The organism is Methylophilus sp. Leaf408, from assembly GCF_916856905.1.
In the GTDB taxonomy this organism is placed as follows: Bacteria; Pseudomonadota; Gammaproteobacteria; order Burkholderiales; family Methylophilaceae; genus Methylophilus.
On record NZ_CAKASK010000001.1, the window covers coordinates 1,418,533 to 1,441,976 of the forward strand.

At 49.7% G+C, this 23,444-nt stretch carries 19 protein-coding genes; 2 read left to right on the forward strand and 17 right to left on the reverse strand.

What is annotated here, in order from left to right; genetic code table 11:
- Positions 1–17 precede the first annotated feature (17 nt).
- A complete protein-coding gene (locus tag LPA26_RS06550) occupies positions 18–1,040 on the forward strand; it encodes a hypothetical protein (RefSeq protein WP_229007743.1) in 1,023 nt (340 codons plus the stop codon).
- A gap of 311 nt (positions 1,041–1,351) precedes the next feature.
- Positions 1,352–4,228, forward strand: coding sequence for a TonB-dependent receptor (locus LPA26_RS06555; protein ID WP_229007744.1), 2,877 nt, complete (start codon positions 1,352–1,354; stop codon positions 4,226–4,228).
- 70 nt (positions 4,229–4,298) lie between these two features.
- Here LPA26_RS06555 and LPA26_RS06560 read toward each other — a convergent pair whose 3' ends face one another.
- The 17 genes from LPA26_RS06560 to urtB form a co-directional block, all read right to left on the reverse strand.
- Positions 4,299–4,670 carry a hypothetical protein gene (locus tag LPA26_RS06560; protein WP_229007745.1) on the reverse strand — a complete coding sequence of 124 codons (372 nt, stop codon included), beginning with the start codon at positions 4,668–4,670 and terminating at the stop codon, positions 4,299–4,301.
- Complete coding sequence (locus tag LPA26_RS06565) at positions 4,670–6,124, reverse strand: DUF1501 domain-containing protein (RefSeq protein ID WP_229007746.1); 1,455 nt, start codon at positions 6,122–6,124, stop codon at positions 4,670–4,672. The genes LPA26_RS06560 and LPA26_RS06565 overlap by 1 nt, the downstream gene beginning before the upstream one ends.
- A gap of 60 nt (positions 6,125–6,184) precedes the next feature.
- On the reverse strand, positions 6,185–8,500 hold the full coding sequence (locus LPA26_RS06570; protein WP_229007747.1) for a DUF1549 and DUF1553 domain-containing protein: 2,316 nt from the start codon (positions 8,498–8,500) through the stop codon (positions 6,185–6,187).
- 402 nt (positions 8,501–8,902) lie between these two features.
- A complete protein-coding gene (locus LPA26_RS06575; protein ID WP_055826302.1) occupies positions 8,903–9,835 on the reverse strand; it encodes a response regulator in 933 nt (310 codons plus the stop codon).
- Entirely contained in the window at positions 9,832–13,266 is a 3,435-nt protein-coding gene (locus tag LPA26_RS06580; RefSeq protein ID WP_229007748.1) for an ATP-binding protein, read from the reverse strand. The genes LPA26_RS06575 and LPA26_RS06580 overlap by 4 nt, the downstream gene beginning before the upstream one ends.
- A gap of 217 nt (positions 13,267–13,483) precedes the next feature.
- Entirely contained in the window at positions 13,484–14,047 is a 564-nt protein-coding gene (locus tag LPA26_RS06585; protein WP_229007749.1) for a HupE/UreJ family protein, read from the reverse strand.
- A 159-nt stretch (positions 14,048–14,206) separates the two neighbouring features.
- Positions 14,207–14,860 carry an urease accessory protein UreG gene (gene ureG / locus LPA26_RS06590; protein WP_229007750.1) on the reverse strand — a complete coding sequence of 218 codons (654 nt, stop codon included), beginning with the start codon at positions 14,858–14,860 and terminating at the stop codon, positions 14,207–14,209.
- Complete coding sequence (locus tag LPA26_RS06595; protein ID WP_055867815.1) at positions 14,857–15,540, reverse strand: urease accessory protein UreF; 684 nt, start codon at positions 15,538–15,540, stop codon at positions 14,857–14,859. Before LPA26_RS06595 ends, ureG begins: the two co-directional genes overlap by 4 nt.
- Positions 15,533–16,021, reverse strand: a complete 489-nt coding sequence (ureE, locus tag LPA26_RS06600) for an urease accessory protein UreE (RefSeq protein ID WP_229007751.1) — start codon at positions 16,019–16,021, stop codon at positions 15,533–15,535. Before ureE ends, LPA26_RS06595 begins: the two co-directional genes overlap by 8 nt.
- A gap of 2 nt (positions 16,022–16,023) precedes the next feature.
- Complete coding sequence (gene ureC, locus LPA26_RS06605; protein WP_229007752.1) at positions 16,024–17,727, reverse strand: urease subunit alpha; 1,704 nt, start codon at positions 17,725–17,727, stop codon at positions 16,024–16,026.
- Positions 17,728–17,764: 37 nt separating this feature from the next.
- Positions 17,765–18,073, reverse strand: a complete 309-nt coding sequence (locus tag LPA26_RS06610; protein ID WP_055826316.1) for an urease subunit beta — start codon at positions 18,071–18,073, stop codon at positions 17,765–17,767.
- Positions 18,074–18,237: 164 nt separating this feature from the next.
- On the reverse strand, positions 18,238–18,540 hold the full coding sequence (gene ureA, locus LPA26_RS06615; protein WP_055826318.1) for an urease subunit gamma: 303 nt from the start codon (positions 18,538–18,540) through the stop codon (positions 18,238–18,240).
- Positions 18,541–18,604: 64 nt separating this feature from the next.
- Positions 18,605–19,474, reverse strand: a complete 870-nt coding sequence (locus LPA26_RS06620) for an urease accessory protein UreD (RefSeq protein WP_229007753.1) — start codon at positions 19,472–19,474, stop codon at positions 18,605–18,607.
- 125 nt (positions 19,475–19,599) lie between these two features.
- Positions 19,600–20,289, reverse strand: a complete 690-nt coding sequence (gene urtE, locus LPA26_RS06625) for an urea ABC transporter ATP-binding subunit UrtE (protein WP_055826322.1) — start codon at positions 20,287–20,289, stop codon at positions 19,600–19,602.
- A gap of 26 nt (positions 20,290–20,315) precedes the next feature.
- Positions 20,316–21,059: an urea ABC transporter ATP-binding protein UrtD gene (urtD, locus tag LPA26_RS06630; RefSeq protein ID WP_055826325.1), complete on the reverse strand. Its 744-nt coding sequence runs from the start codon at positions 21,057–21,059 to the stop codon at positions 20,316–20,318.
- Positions 21,056–22,339, reverse strand: a complete 1,284-nt coding sequence (urtC, locus tag LPA26_RS06635; protein ID WP_055867832.1) for an urea ABC transporter permease subunit UrtC — start codon at positions 22,337–22,339, stop codon at positions 21,056–21,058. Before urtC ends, urtD begins: the two co-directional genes overlap by 4 nt.
- Positions 22,340–22,454: 115 nt before the next feature.
- Positions 22,455–23,372, reverse strand: coding sequence for an urea ABC transporter permease subunit UrtB (gene urtB, locus LPA26_RS06640; RefSeq protein ID WP_229007754.1), 918 nt, complete (start codon positions 23,370–23,372; stop codon positions 22,455–22,457).
- Positions 23,373–23,444 lie beyond the last annotated feature (72 nt).

Here is a 23,444-nt window from a genome sequence, read left to right on the forward strand (position 1 = left end):
ATCAAGAGAGAATAAGTATGCAAACCAACTCATCTATCAAGCATCCGCTGGCCTCGTTGTCAAATGTGGTGGCGGGTTGCCTGTTACTCACCCCGCTGCTTGGTATTTCTGCCGATCAGCCAGCAAAAACGCCACCGGCTAAATCAGTTGCAGCGACAGCTGGCAGCACGCAAGGTACGCCCAACCCTGAAGTGGCCCGCTGGGAAAAAGAATTTCCGGCCATCGCTTCAGGCAGATGGACTGGCGCACGTACTGCGGACGGTCAACCGGATATTTCAGGCCACTGGTCCAACACCATTGCCAACCACAACAATTTCACTGACCCGCAAGGTGGCATTCCTCACGACCCTAACCCTAACCGCCTCGCCAAAGGCCCGCGTAATGAACGCGCGCCTAGCCGAGTCAGCGACCCGGCAGATGGCCAGTTGCCGTTACGGCCATGGGCTTTGGAAAAAGTGAAGGAGTTCCAGATCGGTTTCCACGACCCGAAAAAGCCTGAGTACATAGAACCATTGGCTCGTTGCGCGCCTGGCGGCGTTCCCAAGACCTTTACCTGGCATGGTTTTGAGATCAGCCAGTATCCCGGTTACGTGCTGTTCCAGTTCAACTCCGGCACGCGCATTATCCACCTGGATAACAAACCGCACCTGCCGGACAACATCAAGCTGTGGAACGGTGATTCGCGCGGCCACTGGGAAGGCAACACGCTGGTAGTGGATGTAAGCAACCATAACGGTAAAGCCTTATTTGGCCGTTCTGGCGAGTTCGTTAGCGAAAATGCAAAAATCCAGGAACGCTATATTTTTGATAAAGACAACAAACGCTTTAACTATGTCGCGACGTTCGATGACCCTGAGGTTTATACTCGGCCATTTACAGTGACCATACCCGCCAAACGCTGGACAGCTGCTGATAAGACCAATGGCTGGCAATTTGAAGCCACTATTGCCAATCACCCACAGGGCAAAGTGTTTCTGGATCGAGAAGAACGTATTTGTACCGAAAATAACGGTGGATTCGGTTTAGGCGCCCGTAGATAAGATAACTATTAGAGACTCAAAAGCCGGAAGCGAATGCTTCCGGCTTTTTTATAAATTATTTTGTATCTAAAATGATACAAATTGAATCTATCATTCATTATTAATCATTAAAATGACGTCAAAAACAAACATCTTGTTTCTGTATAAACAGTTTGCTTGAAATATGTTTTATCATCAACAAAATAACTCATCCCCCCACGTATTTACATAAAAAAACACAATACTGAATGTTTATTTTTCATTAAAAATCAATTACTTATTAAATCACATATAGATCACACCGATTAAAACTCCCTTACTCTGGATTTGGAATGCAAGTTGCTAAAACCATGGCACCTCAAACAAGTAAAGGGACTCTAAAAGTGAACTATATAAAAAAATATCCGGCCGATCAGATTATCCGGCCGCTCTTTCGACGAACATTGATTAGCATTGCCGTTGCCGGACTTTCGCTGACTGCAGTTAATCCAGTCTACGCGGCTGACGATCAGGAAGTGAACGAACTAAGACAAGAAGTCGAACGATTGAAACAAGCGCTTAGTCGTTCTGAAAAAGCCTTGGCGGAGGAAAAGTCTGCGAAACCTGGCAGCGAAAAAGTCGATACGGAGCCGACTACAATTCAGCAACCACAACAGGCACAGACAACGCCTCCGGAAGATGCCAACGAATTGGATTCATTAGTTGTTACGGCTCGTAAAAAGAACGTTCTGGAAAGAATCAAGGATAAGCCGGCCTCCATTTCGATTGTCAGCGGTGAAGAACTTGATCGCTTTCAGGCGACTAACATCACCGAAGTATTGAGACGCGTTGGCAATGTTAACTTTAACTATGGAAACCCAAGGACAGGGTCGCTTACTTTACGAGGCATCACCACAGGTTCTAGCGATCAGATCGCGCCAACTGTAGGTGTACTCATTGATGGCGTTGGCATTGCTTATACTCCGTTAGCAAATGGGTATATTTACACAGATATTGACACGGTTGATGTTACACGCGGACCACAAGGAACGGCGGGGGGCTTATCAAGCAACATCGGGCGTGTCACCTTTAAAACCAAAGAGCCTACTTTTAAACCCGTTGCCAGCGTTGCACAAACATTTGGTGAATGGCATACCTCCAAAACACAAGCTGTGATTGGCGGGCCGGTGATTGATGATTTGCTTGCCTGGCGTGGTAGCTTTGTGCGTGAACAGCAGGAGGGCCCATTTAAAGAACAGTTTCCGGACTTTGAAGGTCGTGGCAGTTATCAAAACACTGACCGTACATTCGGCCGTATCCAATTCTTGTTAACTCCTTCTGAAAACTTCAATGCCAAACTAAGTTATGAACTGCAACCAAAAGGCTCAGAATTCGTCAACGGCAACACTGTTAGACATCCCGAACCAAGGACCTTTAGTAATGGTGTAGCAAGACCAGGTAGTAATGTTGATACGGCTTATAACAAATATGTTAACCGCGCCTGGTTTAATCGTGATCCAACAGTTTGGAATCCTTCGACCGACTATTACAAATACATGACGAATACCGATAACAATGGCGCAATCATTACAAGTTCGGAAGGCTTAACGGCCAATTTGTATTTGAATGCCTTGGGGCATGAATTCAAATCTATCACCGGCTGGCGTAATCACTGGTTTAGTGCATCTAATGACGAGGGTACGCCATATGACATCACAAAAAGCGGTGGCTATATCACGGACTTCAAACAGCTGAGTCAGGAATTCAGGTTCAACTCCATTAAAGATGAAAATAGCTTAGTAGATTATCAAGGTGGTTTACTGTATTTGAAAACAGACAACCATTCACTGGGTAGCCGTACTCGTTATGGTAATGATGCGGGTGCTTTCCAAGCAAATGATGGCCTGTATACCAGTTTAAGTGCTTCTGCCGCTGGTCAAGCATTGCTCAGAGACTCGCTGAATCTAGCTTACAAATCTCAAAACACAATCGTCGAAAACAAAAGTATCGGGGCAAACGCACAAGCAGACTGGCACCTGAGCAAGCCCCTTACTTTGACCACGGGTTATGCCGTTTCATTTGAAGATAGAAGCACTACACAAGGAGTATTTTTGCTTGATCCTGGCGTCGGTGGCGATCTTACGACTGCATTTGGCAATAGCGCCACAACAACTACTGTTGGTGGATCAGCTGCGGCTCAAGCAGCGGCTGATCGTTTGGCTCAGCGCTATTTTGGAACAACATACAATGACCTAATAGACGACCCTCTAGATACCGCAAATATTGCAAGAGCGAATCAATTGAGAGATGCAGCTCGTGTTCGTAATGGCACCTTGCAACCTGGATCTCTATATAACTATAGAAAAGCTAAGCCATGGGATGGGGCCGTCCACTCTGCTGTCGTAACATTGACCGACAAGCTCAGTGACAACATCTCTGTATATGGCTCGCTTCAGTATGGCGAAAAAGCTGGCATTTCTCAAATGAGTGCAGCTGGTCTTGCCGCCCTTGTAGACAAAGAGAAGACCACTGGTGTGGAGTTTGGTTTGCGTAGTGCATTACTCAATAATGAGCTGTTACTTAATGCAAATGTTTACGTAAATGAGATTAGGGATTTCCAAACCACTATAGCGACTCCTGATGCTAACCTGACCCTTCAAAATGCATCAACAACTTCTTGTGTGGGCGCTGCTTGCCAGGGTTACTCCAGCCAAGTTGGCAATGTGCCCAAAGTTCGTGCAAAAGGGATTGAACTTGATGCCACCTATCTGGGCCTGGAGCATTTTAATTTCCGTTTAGCAGCAGCTTATAATGATGCGCGCTACGCAGATGACGCGTTCTTTGCATTCCCTAGCGAACGCAGCACTGTTGGATTACAGCCCAGCCAGCTGTTTTATAATGCTAAAGGCGACACTTTAGTACAATCGCCTAAATTCACCAGCAACTTATATGCGGGTTATAACTTGCCGGTATTTGGCAACTATGTATTCCATGCTGATGCAAATTACAAATACTTTAGCAGCTATAACATCAGCACTTCGTCATACGACAAGGTAGATGCATACGGTTTGCTAGATTTAGGCGTAGGAATAGGTCGCAGGGATGGCTTATTTGATGCAAACGTTCTAGTTAAGAATGCATTTGACAAAGAATATAACCCATATGGTTTCGCCAGCTATACACCGTCGCTACCGCGTTGGATTGGCGTTGTATTTAGCAGCAAACTTTAATGAAAGAGTAGGCAAAATAAAACCAGCGTGAAAACGCTGGTTTTTTTATTAGGGCATATCAAACAAAAACTTATAAATCATGGCAGGACTTGCAGGTACGCGATAGCACGGTCGCTTTTTGACCCGCATGCTCGAAATCACCGGCGTCGACCAGGAATTTAATCTCCTTGGTCAACTCATGGCTTTTTTGTGCCAAGCCTAACTGCTCATCAGAATCAGCTTTGAGCGTGTAATAGGACTCCACCTTGGAAAACATGCCTATTAATCGCTGCACGTCATCATTGCTGGCTGTCTTGTTATTCAACGCCAGGTGATTAGTCAGGCTTTTGCTGGTATCTTCAACGTCATGCATGAAGTCTTCATCGACTTCAAAATCTCCGGCCTCTACGCTCCACGTGGTGGCCAGCATGACCGCCAGCATCATGACTACCCGCAAACGCATTATGCCAGCAGTTCATCAATCACCCGGCCATATACCACAGTCGGTCTCTCAGAACGTCCATTATTCAGATAGGTTACTTTGAGGTGATCCAGGCCTAACAGATGCAGGACAGTTGCATGGAGGTCATAAGTGTCAACAGCATCATCTTTATTTGTTACCTTCAGGCCAATGGCATCGGTTTCACCATAGGAGGATCCTGCTTTCACACCACCGCCAGCAATCCATTGGGTGTAGCCAAAGGCATTATGGTCACGACCAGTGCCGCTTTCACTCCAGGGTGATCGGCCAAACTCTGAAGCCCATACCACCAGCGTACTATCCAGCAAACCACGTGATTCGAGGTCAGCCAGCAAACCGGCGACCGGTTTATCCACCATACGTGACATCAGGCCATGGTTGCCGTCCAGGTCATGGTGCGCATCCCAGTCATCGGCAGAACCTTCCGGCCTGTTATCTGGCGCGGCGGATACCACTTGCACAAACCGTACGCCTCGTTCCACCAGACGACGTGCACGCAACAACGTGGCGCCATACCCTTCACTGGTGTTGTCATTCAGGCCATAAAGGGCTTTGGTAGCAGCGGATTCTCCTTTAAGGTCTACGGCTTCAGGCGCTGTCAGTTGCATACGTTCAGCCAGTTCATATGACCGTAACCGCGCTTGCAACTCGGTATCATGGGTGTGTCCCAAACCACGCAACCGGTCTAACTGGTTAAGTAAGTCCAGCGAATTCCGCTGTTGTGAAACTGAGCGCAGTTCGGGGCGATCCAGATAAACAATAGGGGAATCACCAGGACGGAAAGCGGTACCCTGGTACACAGCCGGCAGGAAGCCGGAACTCCAGTTGACCGAACCGGCATCCGGTTCACGCATGCCGTTGTACAGCACCACATAAGAAGGCAGGTCGCGGTTGGCTGAGCCAAGTGCATAATTCACCCAGGCGCCCAGTGAAGGCCGGCCAGGGTTTAAATCCCCGGTATTCAGTTTGAGAATAGAAATATCATGCGTGGCACCCACGGTCACGCTGGAGCGAATAAATGCCATCTTGTCGGCCTGACTGGCCATGTTAGGCAGCAGATTTGAAAACCAGGCACCACTGTCACCATGCTGCTTCCAGTCACGGTTGTTAGCCGCATACAGTTTGCCTACGCCCCCTTGAGTAAAGGTTTTAAGCCCTTTGAGGAAAGAGGCTGGTACATCTTGCCCGGCCAGCCTAATCAGTTCCGGTTTATAGTCAAACAAATCGAGTGAGGAAGGCGCACCTTTCATATGCAGCCAGATCACCGACTTCACCTTGCCGGCAAAGTGCGTCGGTTTTGGTGCGAGCGGATCCACCAGATCGGACGCCATGGCCGTCCCAATAAAGCCAACGCCTGGAATAAATCCAGCCGCAGCGGCTGCGCCACCCAGGCCTAAACCGGCGTTGATCAAAAACTTCCTGCGGCTGTCATTCATTGTTTTCCCCAAAGCTTAAAAACGTTAATCCTAGAAACTCACATTTAAGGTAATACGGACTTAGAACCTGTATACAAACTCATTGGTATTCACCAGGCTTTGCACCATATCGACGAAAGCTGCGGTACGTACCGGGTTAAGGTGGCTGGTATCTGCCACACCTATGGGCACGGCGACAGCAAATCGGCCATCCTTGGCCTGCGTTTTAATGATGTTTTCCTGCTTATTCAGGAAATCCTGCAATGAGGCGCGCTCCTGGTTGCTAGGCAAGCGGGAGAAAATCACCTGATACAACCGGTCCAGCTGTGCTTTTTCATTGGTACCGGCTTCATTAATCACACGGCCAGCCAGCGACTGCGACCAGTTGACCACCAGCGGGCTGTTGAATAAGGTCAACGCCTGCAAGGGGGTAGTGGTGACATCACGTTTGTGATGGGCCTTGGAAGGATCCGCCGGATCAAAATTCTGCAACATCGGATAGGGCAAGCTGCGTTTACTATAGATATAGATCGAACGGCGGTTCCAGTCAGATGTGGTTTTTGAAACCGGCCACAGGCGATTACCATTCTCATCCACAGGCCCCTGATCGCCCGCCGTCACAGGCGGCAATACCGATGGGCCGCCTACGTCCTCGTTCAGCACGCCGGCTACATAGAGCAAGGAATCACGGATAACTTCAGCTTCCAGTCGTTTGCGCGGATAAGTTGCCAGCAATTTGTTTTCCGGATCGACTTTGGCCGCTTCCGGACGCTCTGCTGAAGATTGGCGATAGACGCTGGACAGCAGAATCTGGCGATGCAGTTTCTTGATGCTCCAACCCTGCTCGGTGAAGTTAGTCGCCAGCCAGTCAAGCAGTTCGGGATGCGTAGGTTTGTCGCCGGCACGCCCAAAATTCTCAGCCGTGGAGATAATGCCGCGGTCAAAGTATTGCGCCCACACGCGGTTGACATACACACGAGCAGTCAGTGGATTTTCCGGGCTGGCCAGCCAGTTAGCGAGCGCAGTCCTGCGGCCTGAAGAAGTGGCGGTCGGCTTGATGTCGAGTGTGGCATTGCCCCACAACTTTGGCAGGCCTGGCTGCACAGCTTCGGTTGGCCGCTCATGAATACCACCGAACCGTACAAAGGTCGGTGGGATATCAGTCGCGCTCAGCTCTGCCGCTGCAGTGTAATTTGAGGAACCACTGGCAGGTTTCAAATCATCAAACTTGCGCAATTCTTTCTGCAGGCGCTGGTATTCATCCCACGCAGCCACCTTATCCGGCGTATGCTCCGGATGCTCCTTGGTTTCAGCCACCAGTTTCAGGTAGCCGGTGCCGCCATTCACGCCAGACACAGACTGCCAGCGGAAATTAATCCATTTATCCAGCCCGTTCTGTTCCTTTTCCGGCTTTTGCAAGGCAGCCAGGGTGTCAGTTATATAGCGCGACTTCTGGTACTGAATGCTGGCATCCTTGTATGGATCCAGCACTTTGCGCTGAGCATCACGGATATGTTTGGTTGCGGCCTGGTATTTGACAAACTGCTCCACATATTGCTTGTCCCAGACACTTTCAGAACCTTTTGCCAGCTCTTTTTTGGTATCAAACACCGTGTTGGAGAACACCGATTGGAACTGGAAATACTCTTTCTGACTGATTTTGTCCTGCTTGTGGTTATGGCAACGCGCACATGCCATGGTGGTGGCCAGGAAAGTCTCGCTGACATTATCAGCAATATCGGTTTCAATCTGGTATTTGCGCTGTATCATGTCGCGCGAATTGCTGTTATCAGGATAGCCAGCAAGATAACCGGTGGCGATTTTTGCTTCCTGGCTGTCCGGCCATAATTCATCCCCGGCAATTTGCTCCTTGATAAACAGGTCAAACGGCTTGTCCTGGTTAAAGGCCGTAATCACATAATCGCGATAGCGCCAGTTATTTGGACGCCCGGCATCATTCTCAAATCCTGCACTATCGGCATACCGCGCCAGATCCAACCAGCGACGTGCCTGACGTTCTCCGAAGCGAGGAGATGCCAGCAGGCGATCTACCAGCTTTTCATAGGCGTCAGAAGACCTGTCAGCAGCAAAAGACTTTACCTCTTCGGGGGTAGGTGGCAAGCCCCAGGCATCCATGGTTGCCCGGCGGATAAAAGTTACCCGATCAACTTCTACAGCAGGCTTTAACTGTTTACTTTCCAGCTGCGCCAGAACAAAACTATCGATGGGCGTGCGTACCCATGCTTTTTGCGACACCACCGGCACAGCAGGTTTTTGCGCTGTCTCATAAGGTGACCAGCGTTTTTCTGTCGCTGAATTAGCCGGACTGCCCTCTTCAGCCATTAACGGACCAGCAAATAAGACTGACAGTAAAGCCAGGCACTGTATGTTCTTCATTGTTTTTATTTCCATCATCAGGTAAATGTTAGAAAACGCACCGTATCGGTTACGACACCATGACATCAACGGCTACAGGGGATATAGCAAACGCTATACCAGATGATAAAAATGCTTACATCACAAAACTTATTGCAATAGAAACAATGAGATAAGAATTAAAAAAGGCAGGCCGGGAGATAAGAAAAATAATTTAACAAAAGAAAATTTGTTTTAAATAAAACAGTAGGCTGTTGCAGCAACAACAGCTTAAAAATCCAGATCAGCAAAAAATACCAACAAAAAAACCATCACCAGGCCTGGTGATGGTTTTTCTGATGACATCAGCTTTGAACTGCTAACCGAATTAGCGATTACCGGATAAAAATTAAAATACTTATTAAACCCACTGTGGGTTAAAAACTAGAATTTAATTTTTGAAGCGACCAGCGAAGCGGCAGCTGTCCTGGTTTCCACCCCGAGTTTCTGGAACACGTGTTCAAGATGTTTATTGATAGTACGCGGGCTGGTACCCAGGATCTCACCAACGTCCTTATTGGTTTTGCCCTTGACTGTCCAGTAAAGCACTTCTGATTCACGTTTGGTGAGCTGGAATACCTTACCCAGTGATTCAATTTGCAGTTCGTCCGAGTGCTCGCGCAGCACGATTACCCATTGCTCTTCACTGGTATTGGCTACCGTGAGGCTGAGCCGCGCACTGCCTTGATTAACATTCAAGGTTTGCATCGTTTGCTTGGCGGAAAATTGCTGTACACAGTTTTCCAGCCATTGATAAATCATGGGTGGCAAAGTCTGCACTGCGCTATAAGCCTCTTTGGCTACCCATTCGGCGAAATACTGTTCCAGGTATTGCTTGGCTAACGGCGTTTGCCAGACCAGCCGTTTATCCGCAGGTAGAATGGCTATCGTGGCCTGGCCAAAGGCATCCAGGGCAGAAGTGGCCTGATGCATTTTTGTGGCATTCTGCACATGCGCTTTCACACGGGCCAACACTTCCGCCGGACGCACGGGCTTGGTCACATAATCCACGCCACCGGCGTCAAACGCCATGGTGACGTGTTCAATTTCAGTCAGGCCGGTCATGAAAATCACCGGGATATGCTGTGTTTCGGCGGTGGCCTTGATGCGCCTGCAGGTGGCAAATCCATCCAGGCCAGGCATCATCGCATCCATCAGGATCACATGCGGCTGCATCAGGTGGGCGACCTGCAAGGCCATTTCACCTGAATTGGCGACACAGACCTGATAGCCAGACTCATCCAGGGCATCATGCAGATAAGCCAGGTTTTCCGGCACATCATCTACAATCAACACAGTATAGTTTGGGTTGGTCATTTTGCATCCTCAATCAAGCGTTGCAGTGTAGCAAAATCAAAGCGGTCTATGGCCTGTTGCAGAGCGTTAATCAATGTTTGATGATGTGAATATTTTTGCGCCAATGTCGCAAGTACTTCTCGCGCACCTTTGACATAGCCGACCTTGGCATACTGCATCAGGTTTTCCATTAATTCTGCTGGAATAGCGGGGGCGTCTTTTGGAACTGGTATCGCCTGAGCGTCTGACAGCAGTAACTGGATCTCTTTGTTGCTATCTACATACCGCCAGACCAGGCCCAGGCGGTGCCCTACCCAATCCAGCACTTCGTCCAGATTCACTGGTTTAACAAAGAAATCCTGTGCAGGTATTTTTGCCTGGTTATCCAGGCTGCGGTCGTAGGCATTGGCAGACACAATCGCGATAGGAATCTGCGAGTGATGCACCTCGCGGATAATATAAGCGGCTTCCCAGCCATCCATCACCGGCATCGCCAGATCCATCAATATCAAATCAGCTTTCACTGTCCGATACTGATTTACACAAGCCTGGCCATTGGCCGCCTCGTGGATAATAAACCCAAGCGGCTGCAAGGTATCCCGCAACAACTCTCTATCGACCTCTTCATTATCCACCACCAGAATAGTGCGGGGCGAGCCTTCGTAGCCGGTACGTTGCCTGACCGCCTGTTTGGATAAATGCGCAGTCTCGCGGATTTGCGGTAAAAACAACCGGATATCAAAACGTGTGCCATACCCGACCACGCTGTCGAAATGAATTTCACCACCCATCAGTTGCGTTAACAGCTTGCTGATCGTCAAACCCAAGCCAGTGCCCCCAATGCCGACCACATTCGCTGCACTGCCCCGCTCAAATGGCTCAAAGATTTTCTCAACCTCATTCGGAGCAATACCGGGGCCGGTATCCTGAATTTCAATCTGTGCAATTTCACGTGCGTAGCTGATGCGGAAAGTCACACTACCCTTGGTGGTAAATTTCACCGCATTACCGAGGATATTCACCAATATCTGCATCAGGCGCTTGTGGTCTGCACGCACATATTCAGGTAAGGTGCCGCTCTGTTCAAACTTGAAAGTCAGGCCTTTATTTTGTGCCTGGATTTCAAACATACTCACCATATGGCTGATGAATTCAGGAAAATGCAGTGGCTTCACATCAAACGCCATTTTGCCACTTTCAATACGCGCGATATCCAGCGTACTCTCAATCAGTGACAGCAAATGCTCGCCGCCACGGCTGATGGTTTTGATTGCCTGTTTACGATGCGCAGGGATACTGTCATCGTTAGTCAATAATTGGGCATAGCCAAGAATACTATTGAGTGGCGTGCGCAATTCATGACTGATGCCGGTAATGTAACGGCTCTTGGCCTGGTTAGCCTCTTCAGCCAAGCGGCGGGCTTTTTGCAATTGGGTATCGGTTTTTTTATGAGATTCAATCTCTTCCAGCAACAAGCCCGTCTGCCGGTTGGATTCTTCCTGTGCGACGCGGCGGCTGGCTGAAGTCAGCACCAGCCACCAGGCCACAATGCCTCCCAAAAACAGCAATGCAACAAACACCTTGAGATAGCCAGAGCGGAAGCGTGCCATCAGTTCAGGATACTGCTGCCCTATGGTCAATGAATCATGCAGGTAAATCAAGCTGATGGTCGCGCCAAATAACAGCATGGCTATTACCATCAGCAACAAGAAGTGCGCCACACCACCGTTAAGATGCGGCCAAAAGCGCTTTGGCAGGATTTTTCTATTGACTGCTTCCCACTGCGCACTTAACCGTGCCTGCGGTTTACAAGCATCATGACATCTTGCGTCCAGGCAGCAGCATAAGGAGCAAATCGCGCCGCCATATGCCGGGCAATGCGCCATATCGCTGACTTCATATTCTCGTTCACAAATCACACATTGCTTGGTTGCTGAAGGTTGCAGATAGATCGGGCGCTGCCTGGCCAGGTAATACTTGCCTTTGGTATACCAGGCAATCAGCGGCGATAGAAGCATCGCGGTAAATAATGAAATAAAAGTAGAAAAGGATTGCGCTACTACGCCCATGACACCGGTGTAAGCCGCAATCGAAATCGCCGATGCAATAAACATAGCCCCCACGCCAACAGGGTTGATGTCATATAGATAAGCACGGCGGAATTCAATGCCTTTCGGGCTTAACCCGAGCGGTTTATTAATGACCAGATCAGCAACCACTGCAGCAATCCAGGCAATGGCAATATTGGCATACAGCCCGAGGATTTCTTCCAATGCCTGGAACACATTCAGCTCCATCAGCACAATAGCAATCATCACGTTGAAGGCTACCCAGACGATACGTCCGGGATGGCTATGGGTGAGCCGCGCAAAAAAATTAGACCATGCCAGTGAGCCGGCATAGGCATTGGTCATATTGACCTTGATTTGCGACACACAGACAAATAAGGCCGTGATTGCTAGGGCAATGTCGTGATTGCTGAATACATGCTCAAAACCAACCAGATACATGTGCGTCGGATTGACCGCAGAGCTAATTGGCATATTCCGAGTAAATACCAGGTAGGCTAACAAAGCTCCTGCCAGCATTTTGAGCATGCCGAGAATGACCCAACCGGGGCCAGCCATTAATACCCCAATATTCCAGCGCCAGTAATTTTCTTTAGTTCTCGCCGGCATAAAGCGTAAAAAGTCGACTTGCTCGCCAACCTGCGGAATCAACGCCACACCAACAGCGGTCGCCGCACCAAACATCAACCAGTTGAAATGCCCACCATTGGTGGATGTCCCGGCAAAACTACTTAGCCTGTGCAACACATCGGGATCCGCATGCAGAATCGCAAAAAATGGCAGGAACATCAGCGCGATCCAGATCGGCTGCGTGATCATCTGGATGCGGCTGATCAGCGTCACGCCATGTGTGACTAACGGAATGACAATCAGTGCGCTGACCAGGTAACCCAGGTATAGCGGCAAATGGAAATAGAGCTCAAGCGCATAGCCCATAATCGCCGCTTCCAGCGAAAACAGTATAAAGGTGAACGAGGCATAAATAAAAGACGATATCGTCGAGCCGATATAACCAAACCCGGCGCCGCGGGTCAGCAGATCCATATCCAGCCCGTATTTGGCCGCGTAATAGCTGATAGGCAGACCGGTCAGGAAGATAATCGCGCCGACAGCCAGAATCGCCCATAAGGCATTGGGGAAACCGTAATTAATGGTGATTGTGCCGCCAATCGCTTCCAGCACCAGGAAAGAGATGGCGCCCAACGCAGTATTGGATACCCGTAAAATGGACCATTTGCGAAAGGCACGCGGCGTGTAGCGCAGCGCATAATCTTCAATCGTCTCGTTCGCTACCCAATTGTTATAGTCGCGACGAATCTTGACGATACGCTGTATCGGTTCGGCAGTAATTTCGCTAGCTAATCCGGGAGACGGCGTAGACAATCAATAACCCTTTAATGATGACAGGCTTTAATAACAGGCCTGTGGCAATGCACCACAGACCAAAAACTTTCCCCACGCTATAGTAAGGTCTGCAGGTAAATCAATCATTACGTTAATTGACGTAGCGATGAAAGGCAAGCAACATCACAGGCCTTTACATTAAAAAAGCGGATCTCAATGATCCGCTTCCAGGTGATTCGTATTTATAAATTCGTGATCAGGCAATCAGCCAGTAAGCACCCAGGCCCATCATCATGCCGCCCAGCAATTGCGTAGTGGCTTTTAGCCATGGCTGTTGCTGGCGACCCAATATCCAGCCCAGACCATGCAGGGTGGCTGTTGCCAGCACCATTCCCGTTAATGAACTCCAGCTTTGGCCAAGCTCAACACCATGCACATAACCATGCGCAGCCGCGACTAAAGCAACTACACCAAACTGCGTCCACCTAGATAACTCAACCCGAGCGACCAGCAGCCCACCCATCACCAGCACAGTGGCCGCCACCATGACTTCCGCCAGTGACATCGGCAACCACACCATCGCCAGTGCCGCAAACACTGCCATCACACTGACAAACAACACTGGTAATTGCCAGCCCTGCTGCGCCTGGCGACGTGCTGCCCAGATACCTAAGGACAACATCACCAGCAGATGATCCCATCCGGTCAGGGGATGTAAAAAACCAGTTGCGAACCCCGCCTGTAAGTCATGTCCAGGATGCGCGTATGCCACACCCGATAACACACTAGCCCCGATACCTAAAAGAATACTTTTTTTCATAGAATCTTCTCCCACAGAATTGTAACTATTTATTTAGCTCGCCCATGACCATCTACTTAAAGCTGAACGCTGCTTGTTTGTGGCAAGGCGCATGGGCGAAGACAGTACAAATAGTACGGCAAGCCCTGCAACACCGCCACAGACAGGCAGCGTTCAGCTTTATTGCATGAGGCCTTGTTTTTCGATGAAGGTGACAATCTCCTCCAGCCCCTGCCCACTCTTCAGGTTACTGAAAATAAAAGGTTTTTCACCTCGCATGCGTTTTGCATCCTGATCCATCACTTCCAGCGAAGCGCCAACCATAGGCGCCAGGTCAATCTTGTTGATCACCAGCAAATCAGACTTGGTAATGCCCGGGCCGCCCTTACGCGGGATTTTCTCACCGGCGGCTACGTCGATCACATAAATCGTCAGATCAGATAGCTCAGGGCTGAATGTTGCCGCCAGATTATCGCCACCGCTTTCGACAAACACAATATCCAGCGTCTGGAAGCGTTTACTTAACTGATCCACCGCTTCCAGGTTCATGGAGGCATCTTCACGAATCGCCGTATGCGGACAACCGCCGGTTTCCACGCCGATGATACGCTCAGGCGATAACGCCTCGTTACGCGTCAGGAATTCGGCATCTTCCTTGGTATAGATATCGTTAGTCACCACGGCAATGTTGTAAAGCTCGCGCAACCGCTGGCAAAGCGCAAGTGTTAAAGCCGTTTTACCGGAACCGACCGGGCCACCGATGCCAATACGTAAAGGCTCTTTGTACTCGGTAACCGCGGGGGTGGGTGTCTCAAATTGGGTATGTATTTTCATGATCTGAATAATCTACTGTATTGCGTTTCGTGTTGGCAGCCGGCAATGCTGAGTAACGGGTTAAAGTTGCTCATGGCATCATCCGGTAATTGCATAGCGGCTTCTATCACTTGTGGCAAGCGCTCTCCCAAGCTAAGCAGGATGGTCTGCCCGGCCACCTGACCAAGCGGCACAGCCTTCATGGCAGCGCTGGCCTGATTTTCCAGCCAGCCCCAGATATAACCATGCAGCACCTGTTCAGCCGGAATTTGCCAATGCTGGGCAATGGCTGCATATAAAGTCGGGAAAGCTGGCGATTCCAGTGCGTTAATCTGTGCCACCAATGCGGGCGACATGGGCTTGAGGTCATTCAGCAAACGCCGCAGGGAATAGCCCATTTGCCGTGTTTCTGCCCATCCTTCAGCGGTGTCCCGCCCTGCCTGGTAAAACATGTCCCACTCTTGCACTGCGACTAAATCCTGCGCCTGCCAGGCCTGGTATAAACGGTATAGCACCGGCAATTCAAAACGGGCCTGATAAATCTGCAAACTGTCGCCTATCCAGGCTTGTGCGGTTGCAACACTGGTAACTTCACCCGACTCAATCGCCCATTCCAGTCCTTGCGAATAGCCATAAGCACCGACTGGCAACAGCGGGCTGGCCAATTGCAGCAAGCGACTGAGTGCGAGGGCATTAACCATGCGCACGTCCACTATTTTTTGGTCGTAACGAATGCAAGGCATCATCCCCATGGCGATGACCGCCACCGTAAGCGCCGGCTTCCGGCTCAAAAGGAGCGTTAACCTCGCTCACCTGCATGCCTAACCCCAACAGCATATCTCTCAGCACATAATCCTGCTCCAGGCGTAACCAGCCATCCCCAATTTGCAAAGGCACATGACGGTTACCTAAATGATAGGCTGCACACATCAGGTCGCGAGGTGTAGGCGCAATGACGTTATAGACCGGCTCTTGTGCTGCCACGATTTGCACCACCGTTCCATCTTCAGATTTTAATAAATCTCCACCACGCAGGATGATACCGCGGCTTAAAAACAACGCGGCTTCGTTGCCCGAGGCCAACTTCACGCGCAGGCGGCTTTTCTGCCGCAGGTCAAAAGGCAGTTCGAGTGTGTCGTCTATATGACCACTGACAGTGATACGTTCGGTTAAATGAATCATGTTTAGAATAAAAAGTAGCGTTGTGCCATAGGCAACACTTCCGCCGGTTCACAGACCAAGGGCATGCCATCAGCAAGCACTTCATAAGTTTCGGGATCGACGTCGATCTTGGGTAACCAGGTGTTATGCACCATGTCGGATTTTTTCACGTCACGTGTACCTTTGACAGCGACTAGTGGTTTTTGCAACCCCAGTGCCTTCACTTCAGGATTTTCCAGCCCTGCTTGCGAAACAAAGGTCACTGCTGTTTTGAGGCCACCGCCATACGCGCCAAACATGGGACGGTAATGTACGGGTTGCGGGGTTGGAATGGAAGCATTCGGGTCACCCATTGCAGCAGCCGCAATCATGCCACCTTTGATAATAGTAAAAGGCTTCACCCCAAAGAATGCCGGCTTCCAGACCACCAGGTCAGCCAGTTTGCCCACTTCAACAGAACCCACCACATGCGATACACCGTGCGTAATGGCAGGATTGATGGTGTATTTGGCTATATAGCGCTTGATACGGAAATTATCATTACCTGCTGCGTCTTCCGCCAGTGGTCCACGCTGAATTTTCATCTTATGCGCGGTTTGCCAGGTGCGGATAATTACTTCACCCACTCGTCCCATGGCCTGTGAATCAGACGACATCATCGAGAAAGCGCCAAGGTCATGGAATATATCTTCCGCAGCAATGGTTTCGCGGCGGATACGGCTTTCGGCAAATGCGATATCTTCTGCAATCGCAGGATCCAGGTGATGACAGACCATCAGCATATCCAGATGTTCGTCGATGGTATTGACGGTAAATGGTCTTGTTGGATTAGTAGAGGAAGGCAATACATTCGGATAGCCAGCCGCCTTGATAATATCCGGCGCATGGCCGCCACCCGCCCCTTCAGTATGGAACGTATGGATGGTGCGGCCTTTGAAAGCACCTATTGTAGTTTCGACAAACCCTGATTCATTCAGGGTGTCCGAGTGGATAGCAACCTGCACATCCATTTCGTCAGCGACGCTCAGGCAATTATCAATGGCTGCCGGTGTGGTTCCCCAGTCTTCGTGCAATTTAAGACCGATCACACCAGCCCGTACTTGTTCACGCAGTGGTTCAGGCAAACTCACGTTCCCCTTACCCAGAAAACCCAGGTTCATAGGGAAGGCATCTGCGGCCTGCAACATGCGATGGATATGCCATGGTCCTGGTGTACAGGTAGTGGCGAAAGTGCCAGTCGCCGGGCCGGTACCGCCACCAATCATGGTGGTGACGCCGGACATCAATGCTTCTTCGATCTGTTGCGGGCAAATAAAATGGATATGCGTATCAATACCGCCTGCAGTAATGATCATGCCTTCACCGGCAATGACTTCAGTACCTGCGCCCACTGCAATTGTGACACCGGGCTGGATATCAGGATTGCCTGCCTTGCCGATGGCAGAAATATAACCACCTTTGATACCAATATCGGCTTTAACAATACCCCAGTGATCAATAATCAATGCATTGGTAATCACGGTATCAGCAACTTCAGCTGCCAGGCCTTGCCCCTGGCCCATGCCATCACGGATCACTTTGCCGCCGCCAAACTTCACTTCCTCGCCATAGATGGTGAAGTCTTTTTCGACCTCCACCCACAACTCGGTATCCGCCAACCTTACCTTGTCACCGACAGTCGGGCCGAACATTTCAGCATAGGCGCGTTTATCCATTTTCACTGTCATTGTTTTTCCTTATTGCTCTGACTTTATTGCTCGCCTGCTATTTCAGGGCGCCCATGACTTTACCGGCAAAGCCGTAGACTTCACGCTTGCCCACCAGTTTGACCAATTGCACTGTACGCGTCTGGCCTGGCTCAAACCGCACCGCCGTCCCCGCCGCAATATTCAAGCGGGCACCGTAAGCTAAAGCCCGGTCAAAAGACAACGCTTCATTCGTCTCATAAAAATGATAGTGTGAGCCGACCTGGATCGGCCGGTCACCCGTGTTCGCCACATCCAGCGTCACCGTTTCGCGCCCTGTGTTTAATTCGATGTCGCCTGCTGCGACCTGCATTTCGCCGGGAATCATTTATATGCTCCTGTGAACCTAAAAACACGCATTCTTTTAATCGTTAATCTTAATTCGCAGGCTTGATGTTGCAAGCGTAGAGGGCAAGGCGCGCATCCGCAGACAGTACAATAAGTACGGCAAGGATAAGCAACACCGCCATCTGCGCTTGCAACATCGAGCCCTTATGGAATCGGGTGGTGGACGGTGACTAGCTTCGTCCCATCCGGGAATGTTGCCTCTATCTGGATATCCGGAATCATCTCCGGCACCCCTTCCATCACTTCATCACGTGCCAGCAAAGTCGTGCCATAACTCATCAGTTCCGCCACCGTTTTGCCGTCCCGCGCCCCTTCCATGATCGCCGCGGAAATAAAAGCGACGGACTCAGGATAATTCAGCTTTAAACCACGTGCCTTGCGCCGCTCGGCCAACAGAGCGGCGGTGAAAATCAATAATTTATCTTTTTCTCTTGGGGTTAATTCCATAAGCGGCTAATTCCATAAATGGTGAGCTACGTAGACAAATGCTCTTTGACTATTTCTATGGCGATCAGGTATTCCAGATACGTGGCCTGATGGCGTCTTTTTGATAATACCACGGCCTTAAAATCTGCCAGCAATGCTCAAAGTATTGCCTGGCCTGCTGCGATGCATTACCAATATAACGGATACAAAGCACATCAGGTAAGGCTGTGATACCTACTTTGGCATTTGATAACACTATCTCACGGCAGGCTTGTAACACTTCGGCAGGTACAGCGCCTGCACATACCAGAAAGGTGCCGAATACCGCTGCACCCCCCAAACCAACTCGACTGGTCTTGACCAGGTCATCCGCCTGCATGCGCGCACGCTCGTTCCAGATCAATCTACCATTTCGAGTGATACGCTGATTTAACTGGTAAAAACCACTTTGCCAGATTTCCTGTTGCGCCTGGCGGCCAAGGCAAACGATATCCCACACCGCCAAAGTGGCATCTGCTGCCAGCGCTATCTCTGCAGAAAAACCTACTTCTGCAGCATCAAATAAAATATTTTCCTGCGGTAACCATTCCAGGCCACTGCCTGCCGCCAATTGAAAGGTGAGCGTTTGTGTCGCTTTGGTACCATTGGCCTTGTACCACTTGCCTGCACCAGGCGTCGTCAACAAGGCTCTTGCACCTTCTCCAACTTGCACCTGTAAATGCAGTGCGTCGCCCCCTGCCACACCACCGGGAGGATGCACCACCACCGCATGACAAATATCCTCGCCTTCAGGATGCAGGCTTTTCTGAACGACCAATGGTCCATGATGCAGACGATGTGCCAGATAAGAGCGTGCATCACGCCTGGCGAAGCCAAGCTCAAGCCTTGCTTGCCAGTGTTTTGTGGCAGTGAGCTTTAAGGGTGGCGATACGATCGCAGGCTTTAAATCATCCATAACGGCATCATGCCACAGCTTAGAAAATTATTTTAATACTTGGCACAGAGAACACTGAGTTCACTGAGAAAAACTTAACTCAGCATTTGAAATCTGTGTTCTCTGTAGCTAAAACAATCCTAAAGCTAAACAGACAAATAGCTTTTCACCTTGGCAGCATCGACATTATCGCGGGTATCTTCATGAATAAAGCGGCCTTTATCAATCACGATAATACGGTCAGCCACTTCCATCGTGAAACTCAACACCTGCTCTGAGACAATGATGGTGATTTCACGCATTTTGCGGATTTCGTTCAATACCCTGGCAATATCCTTGATGATAGAAGGCTGGATGCCTTCGGTAGGCTCATCCAGCAATAACACTTTCGGGTTAGTTACCAGCGCACGGGCAATCGCCAGTTGCTGTTGCTGACCACCAGACAGGTTACCGCCCTTGCGCTTGCGCATTTCATGCAGCACGGGGAACAAGGCAAAAATATCATCGGGGATCTCGCGGCTGGAAGATTTCTCCAACCCGGTTTCGATATTCTCCTGCACCGTCATGTTAGGGAAAATCCAGCGGCCTTGCGGTACATAAGCCAGGCCCTTCATCACGCGATCATGCGTAGCGGCACCTTGCAGATCCACGCCATCCACAGTAGCTTTGCTGGATTTGCTAGGCAAAATACCCATCAATGACTTGAACAAGGTCGTTTTACCCATACCATTGCGGCCCATAATCGCCAGGGTTTCATTTTTATTGGCTTTGAAGTTCAGGCCATGAATCACCTGACTTTGGCCATAACTCACCTGCAAATTCTCAATTTCAAACATGCTGTGCTCCTCTAATGGCCCAGTAATTAATGACCCAAGTAAACTTCAATGACTTTTTCGTCAGCTTGCACTTTTTCCATCGGCCCTTCAGCCAGGATTTTGCCTTGGTGCAGTACAGTGACCTTATGTGCGATTTTCTTGACGAATTCCATGTCATGCTCGATCACAATCACTGACCTGTTCTGGCAAATGCGGTTAAGCAACTCAGCCGTCTGATCGCGTTCTTTTGCACTCATGCCAGCGACTGGCTCATCCAGCATCAGCAACTCCGGCTCCTGCATCAGCAGCATGCCAATCTCCAGCCATTGTTTCTGGCCGTGGCTGAGCAAGGCTGATTCCATATCCAGGAACTCAGTCAGCATGATGTCTTCTGCTACCTTGCGTACACGATCTTCGACTTCCTGTGTACGTTTGAAAGTCAGGCTGCCAAACACGCCACGGCCTTTCGGGTAAGAAACTTCCAGGTTCTGGTACACCGACAAATTTTCATAAATCGATGGATTCTGGAATTTACGGCCTACCCCCGAACGTACGATTTCGTGCTCAGAGAGCTTGGTCAATTCGGTATTGTTAAACTTGATAGACCCGGCGGTAGATTTGGTTTTACCGCAAATCAGGTCAAGCACCGTGGTTTTTCCGGCACCGTTAGGACCCACCAGTACACGCAGTTCATTTTTGTCGATATACATGGTCAAGCTATCCACTGCTTTAAAGCCATCGAAGGAGACGGTCAAATCTTCTACTGCCAAGACGAAGTCGGTGTTACTCATGCTTCTGCTCCTCTTAATTTATTACCCTCGATTGCAGATGTCGCATCTGCTTTCTTGCGCGGTGATCTCTTGGTGGCTACACCGGTAGAGTCTGTAGCCAGGGATGTTTCAATGCTTGTTTCGGTAAGTACTGCTTGTGCTTCTACCTTAGAAGTACTTACCTCAGGCTTTTTTGCAGGTGCCTTGTCTTTGAACCAGCCATATTTAGTCGCATACTTATCCCAGATACCAGCCAAACCGCTTGGGAAGAACATCACCACTGCGATAAACAGCCCGCCCATCAGGAACAGCCACATTTCAGGATAAGTTTCCGAAAACACGGTTTTTCCGTAATTTACCAGCAAGGTGCCATAGACAGCGCCAACCAGTGAAGCACGGCCACCCACAGCACAGAAGATCACCATTTCAATCGATGGCACGATACCGACGAAGGAAGGTGACATAAAGCCCACCTGCAGGGTAAACATGGCACCACCCACCGCAGACATCATCGCAGCCAGACAGAAGATAAAGATTTTGAAATTGGAGACGTCGTAACCTGAGAAACGTACGCGCTCTTCTTTGTCACGCATCGCCAGCAACAGCATACCGAACTTGCTGCTCATGATGTATTTGGACAGGAAGATCGCACCGAACAGCAACAGACCATTCACAAAGTACAGGATGTATTTGGCAGAATCACTACGGATATCCCAGCCCAGCATGGTACGCAAATCAGTCATCCCATTCACACCGCCGGTATACCCTTGCTGGCCAACAATCAGAATACTCAGGATCAGCGCCACGGCTTGCGTAATGATGGAGAAATACACACCGCCCACCCGACGTTTAAACATGGCGTAACCGATGATGTAGGCGAACAATGCAGGAATGGTCAGCACGGCAAAGATGGTGAACGGTAAACTCTTGAACGGCTCCCAGAACCATGGCAAGGCAGTCAGCTGGTTCCAGTCCATGAAGTCAGGAATACCAGGGGTAGACTGGATCTTGGTACTCAGCGGATCAGAAGCCTCCAATTTAAGGAACATGGCCATGGCATAACCGCCGAGGCCGAAAAAGATACCCTGGCCTAAACTCAGGATACCGCCGTGCCCCCACAGCATGACCAGGCCGACAGCGACAAACGCGTAAGTCAGGTATTTACCGATTAAATTGAGGCGGAAGATATCTAAGCCCAGTGGCAGTACAACGAAGATGATGGCAGCCAGCACAGCCAGGCTGATCACTCCCTCCTTACCACCCAGTACAGGGCTGGCTTTCATTTTTTCCCATAATGTCATCAAGATTTCTCCTCTGTTGATGCGTTGATTCTATTGCGGCAGGGCAAAACACTTAATACGTTCATTTACTTATGGCAACGCGTGGAAAACATCTTCACTCGTTGCCATCACCCTTTTATTTACGCAGTTTGGAGGCAAACAAGCCCTCTGGTTTCATCATCAGGATGGTGACGATGACGAGCAAGGTAGACACCTTACCCATAGAGCTGGTCATAAAGAATTGCAGGATAGATTGTGCCTGGGCGATACCGAAGGCAGAGGCAATCGTACCGACGATGCTCGCTGCGCCGCCAAACACCACCACCATAAAGCTGTCGACGATGTACAAGGTACCTGTGGTCGGGCCAGTGGAAGCAATGGTAGTAAACGCAGCACCAGCGATTCCGGCAATGCCGCAGCCGAGTGCAAATGTGACACGGTCAACTTTGGCAGTGTTGATACCTACTGCACCAGCCATGGTGCGGTTTTGCACGGTAGCGCGCACACGCAGGCCCCAGCGGGACTTGTACATAAACATATACACACCGAAAGTCACCAGCGCTGCCAGCACCATCACGAATACGCCATTAATAGGAATATCAATATCTGGTGTCGGTTTAAATGACCCGAGCATCCATTCAGGCAACTCGGCGCTGACTTCTTTGGCGCCAAAGGTCGAGCGGAAAATTTGCTGCATGACCAGACTCAAACCCCAGGTAGCCAGCAAGGTATCCAGCGGCCGCTTGTAGAGGTGCCGGATCATGATGAATTCAATAAAGTAACCAACGGCGAACGCCAGTACAAAAGCAATCGCTATGGCAAATATAAAGTAATAATTAGTGAATCCGTAAGTCGCAGCCACTTTGGAAAGCAGGACCGTGGTATACGCACCGATGGTCATAAACTCACCATGCGCCATGTTAATTACACCCATTTGCCCGAAAATAATTGCGAGACCAAGTGCCATCAGCAGCAACACTGTAAACATGCTCAGGCCCGAAAAACCCTGCATCACCACAATATTGCCTATATCTGCCATCGAATAACCAAACATACAGGTCTCCTTGAAACTTAAAAAACACACACTAATGGGATTTACTACTTGCGCTAAACGGTAGCCGGCAAA

What these genes read in the sequence shown, in the direction of transcription:
- LPA26_RS06550 (WP_229007743.1), top strand. Translation starts at nt 18, where the DNA reads ATGCAAACCAACTCATCTATCAAGCATCCGCTGGCCTCGTTGTCAAAT.
- LPA26_RS06555 (WP_229007744.1), top strand. Translation starts at nt 1,352, where the DNA reads ATGCAAGTTGCTAAAACCATGGCACCTCAAACAAGTAAAGGGACTCTA.
- LPA26_RS06560 (WP_229007745.1), bottom strand. Translation starts at nt 4,670, where the DNA reads ATGCGTTTGCGGGTAGTCATGATGCTGGCGGTCATGCTGGCCACCACG.
- LPA26_RS06565 (WP_229007746.1), bottom strand. Translation starts at nt 6,124, where the DNA reads ATGAATGACAGCCGCAGGAAGTTTTTGATCAACGCCGGTTTAGGCCTG.
- LPA26_RS06570 (WP_229007747.1), bottom strand. Translation starts at nt 8,500, where the DNA reads ATGAAGAACATACAGTGCCTGGCTTTACTGTCAGTCTTATTTGCTGGT.
- LPA26_RS06575 (WP_055826302.1), bottom strand. Translation starts at nt 9,835, where the DNA reads ATGACCAACCCAAACTATACTGTGTTGATTGTAGATGATGTGCCGGAA.
- LPA26_RS06585 (WP_229007749.1), bottom strand. Translation starts at nt 14,047, where the DNA reads ATGAAAAAAAGTATTCTTTTAGGTATCGGGGCTAGTGTGTTATCGGGT.
- ureG (WP_229007750.1), bottom strand. Translation starts at nt 14,860, where the DNA reads ATGAAAATACATACCCAATTTGAGACACCCACCCCCGCGGTTACCGAG.
- LPA26_RS06595 (WP_055867815.1), bottom strand. Translation starts at nt 15,540, where the DNA reads ATGGTTAATGCCCTCGCACTCAGTCGCTTGCTGCAATTGGCCAGCCCG.
- ureE (WP_229007751.1), bottom strand. Translation starts at nt 16,021, where the DNA reads ATGATTCATTTAACCGAACGTATCACTGTCAGTGGTCATATAGACGAC.
- ureC (WP_229007752.1), bottom strand. Translation starts at nt 17,727, where the DNA reads ATGACAGTGAAAATGGATAAACGCGCCTATGCTGAAATGTTCGGCCCG.
- LPA26_RS06610 (WP_055826316.1), bottom strand. Translation starts at nt 18,073, where the DNA reads ATGATTCCCGGCGAAATGCAGGTCGCAGCAGGCGACATCGAATTAAAC.
- ureA (WP_055826318.1), bottom strand. Translation starts at nt 18,540, where the DNA reads ATGGAATTAACCCCAAGAGAAAAAGATAAATTATTGATTTTCACCGCC.
- LPA26_RS06620 (WP_229007753.1), bottom strand. Translation starts at nt 19,474, where the DNA reads ATGGATGATTTAAAGCCTGCGATCGTATCGCCACCCTTAAAGCTCACT.
- urtE (WP_055826322.1), bottom strand. Translation starts at nt 20,289, where the DNA reads ATGTTTGAAATTGAGAATTTGCAGGTGAGTTATGGCCAAAGTCAGGTG.
- urtD (WP_055826325.1), bottom strand. Translation starts at nt 21,059, where the DNA reads ATGAGTAACACCGACTTCGTCTTGGCAGTAGAAGATTTGACCGTCTCC.
- urtC (WP_055867832.1), bottom strand. Translation starts at nt 22,339, where the DNA reads ATGACATTATGGGAAAAAATGAAAGCCAGCCCTGTACTGGGTGGTAAG.
- urtB (WP_229007754.1), bottom strand. Translation starts at nt 23,372, where the DNA reads ATGTTTGGTTATTCGATGGCAGATATAGGCAATATTGTGGTGATGCAG.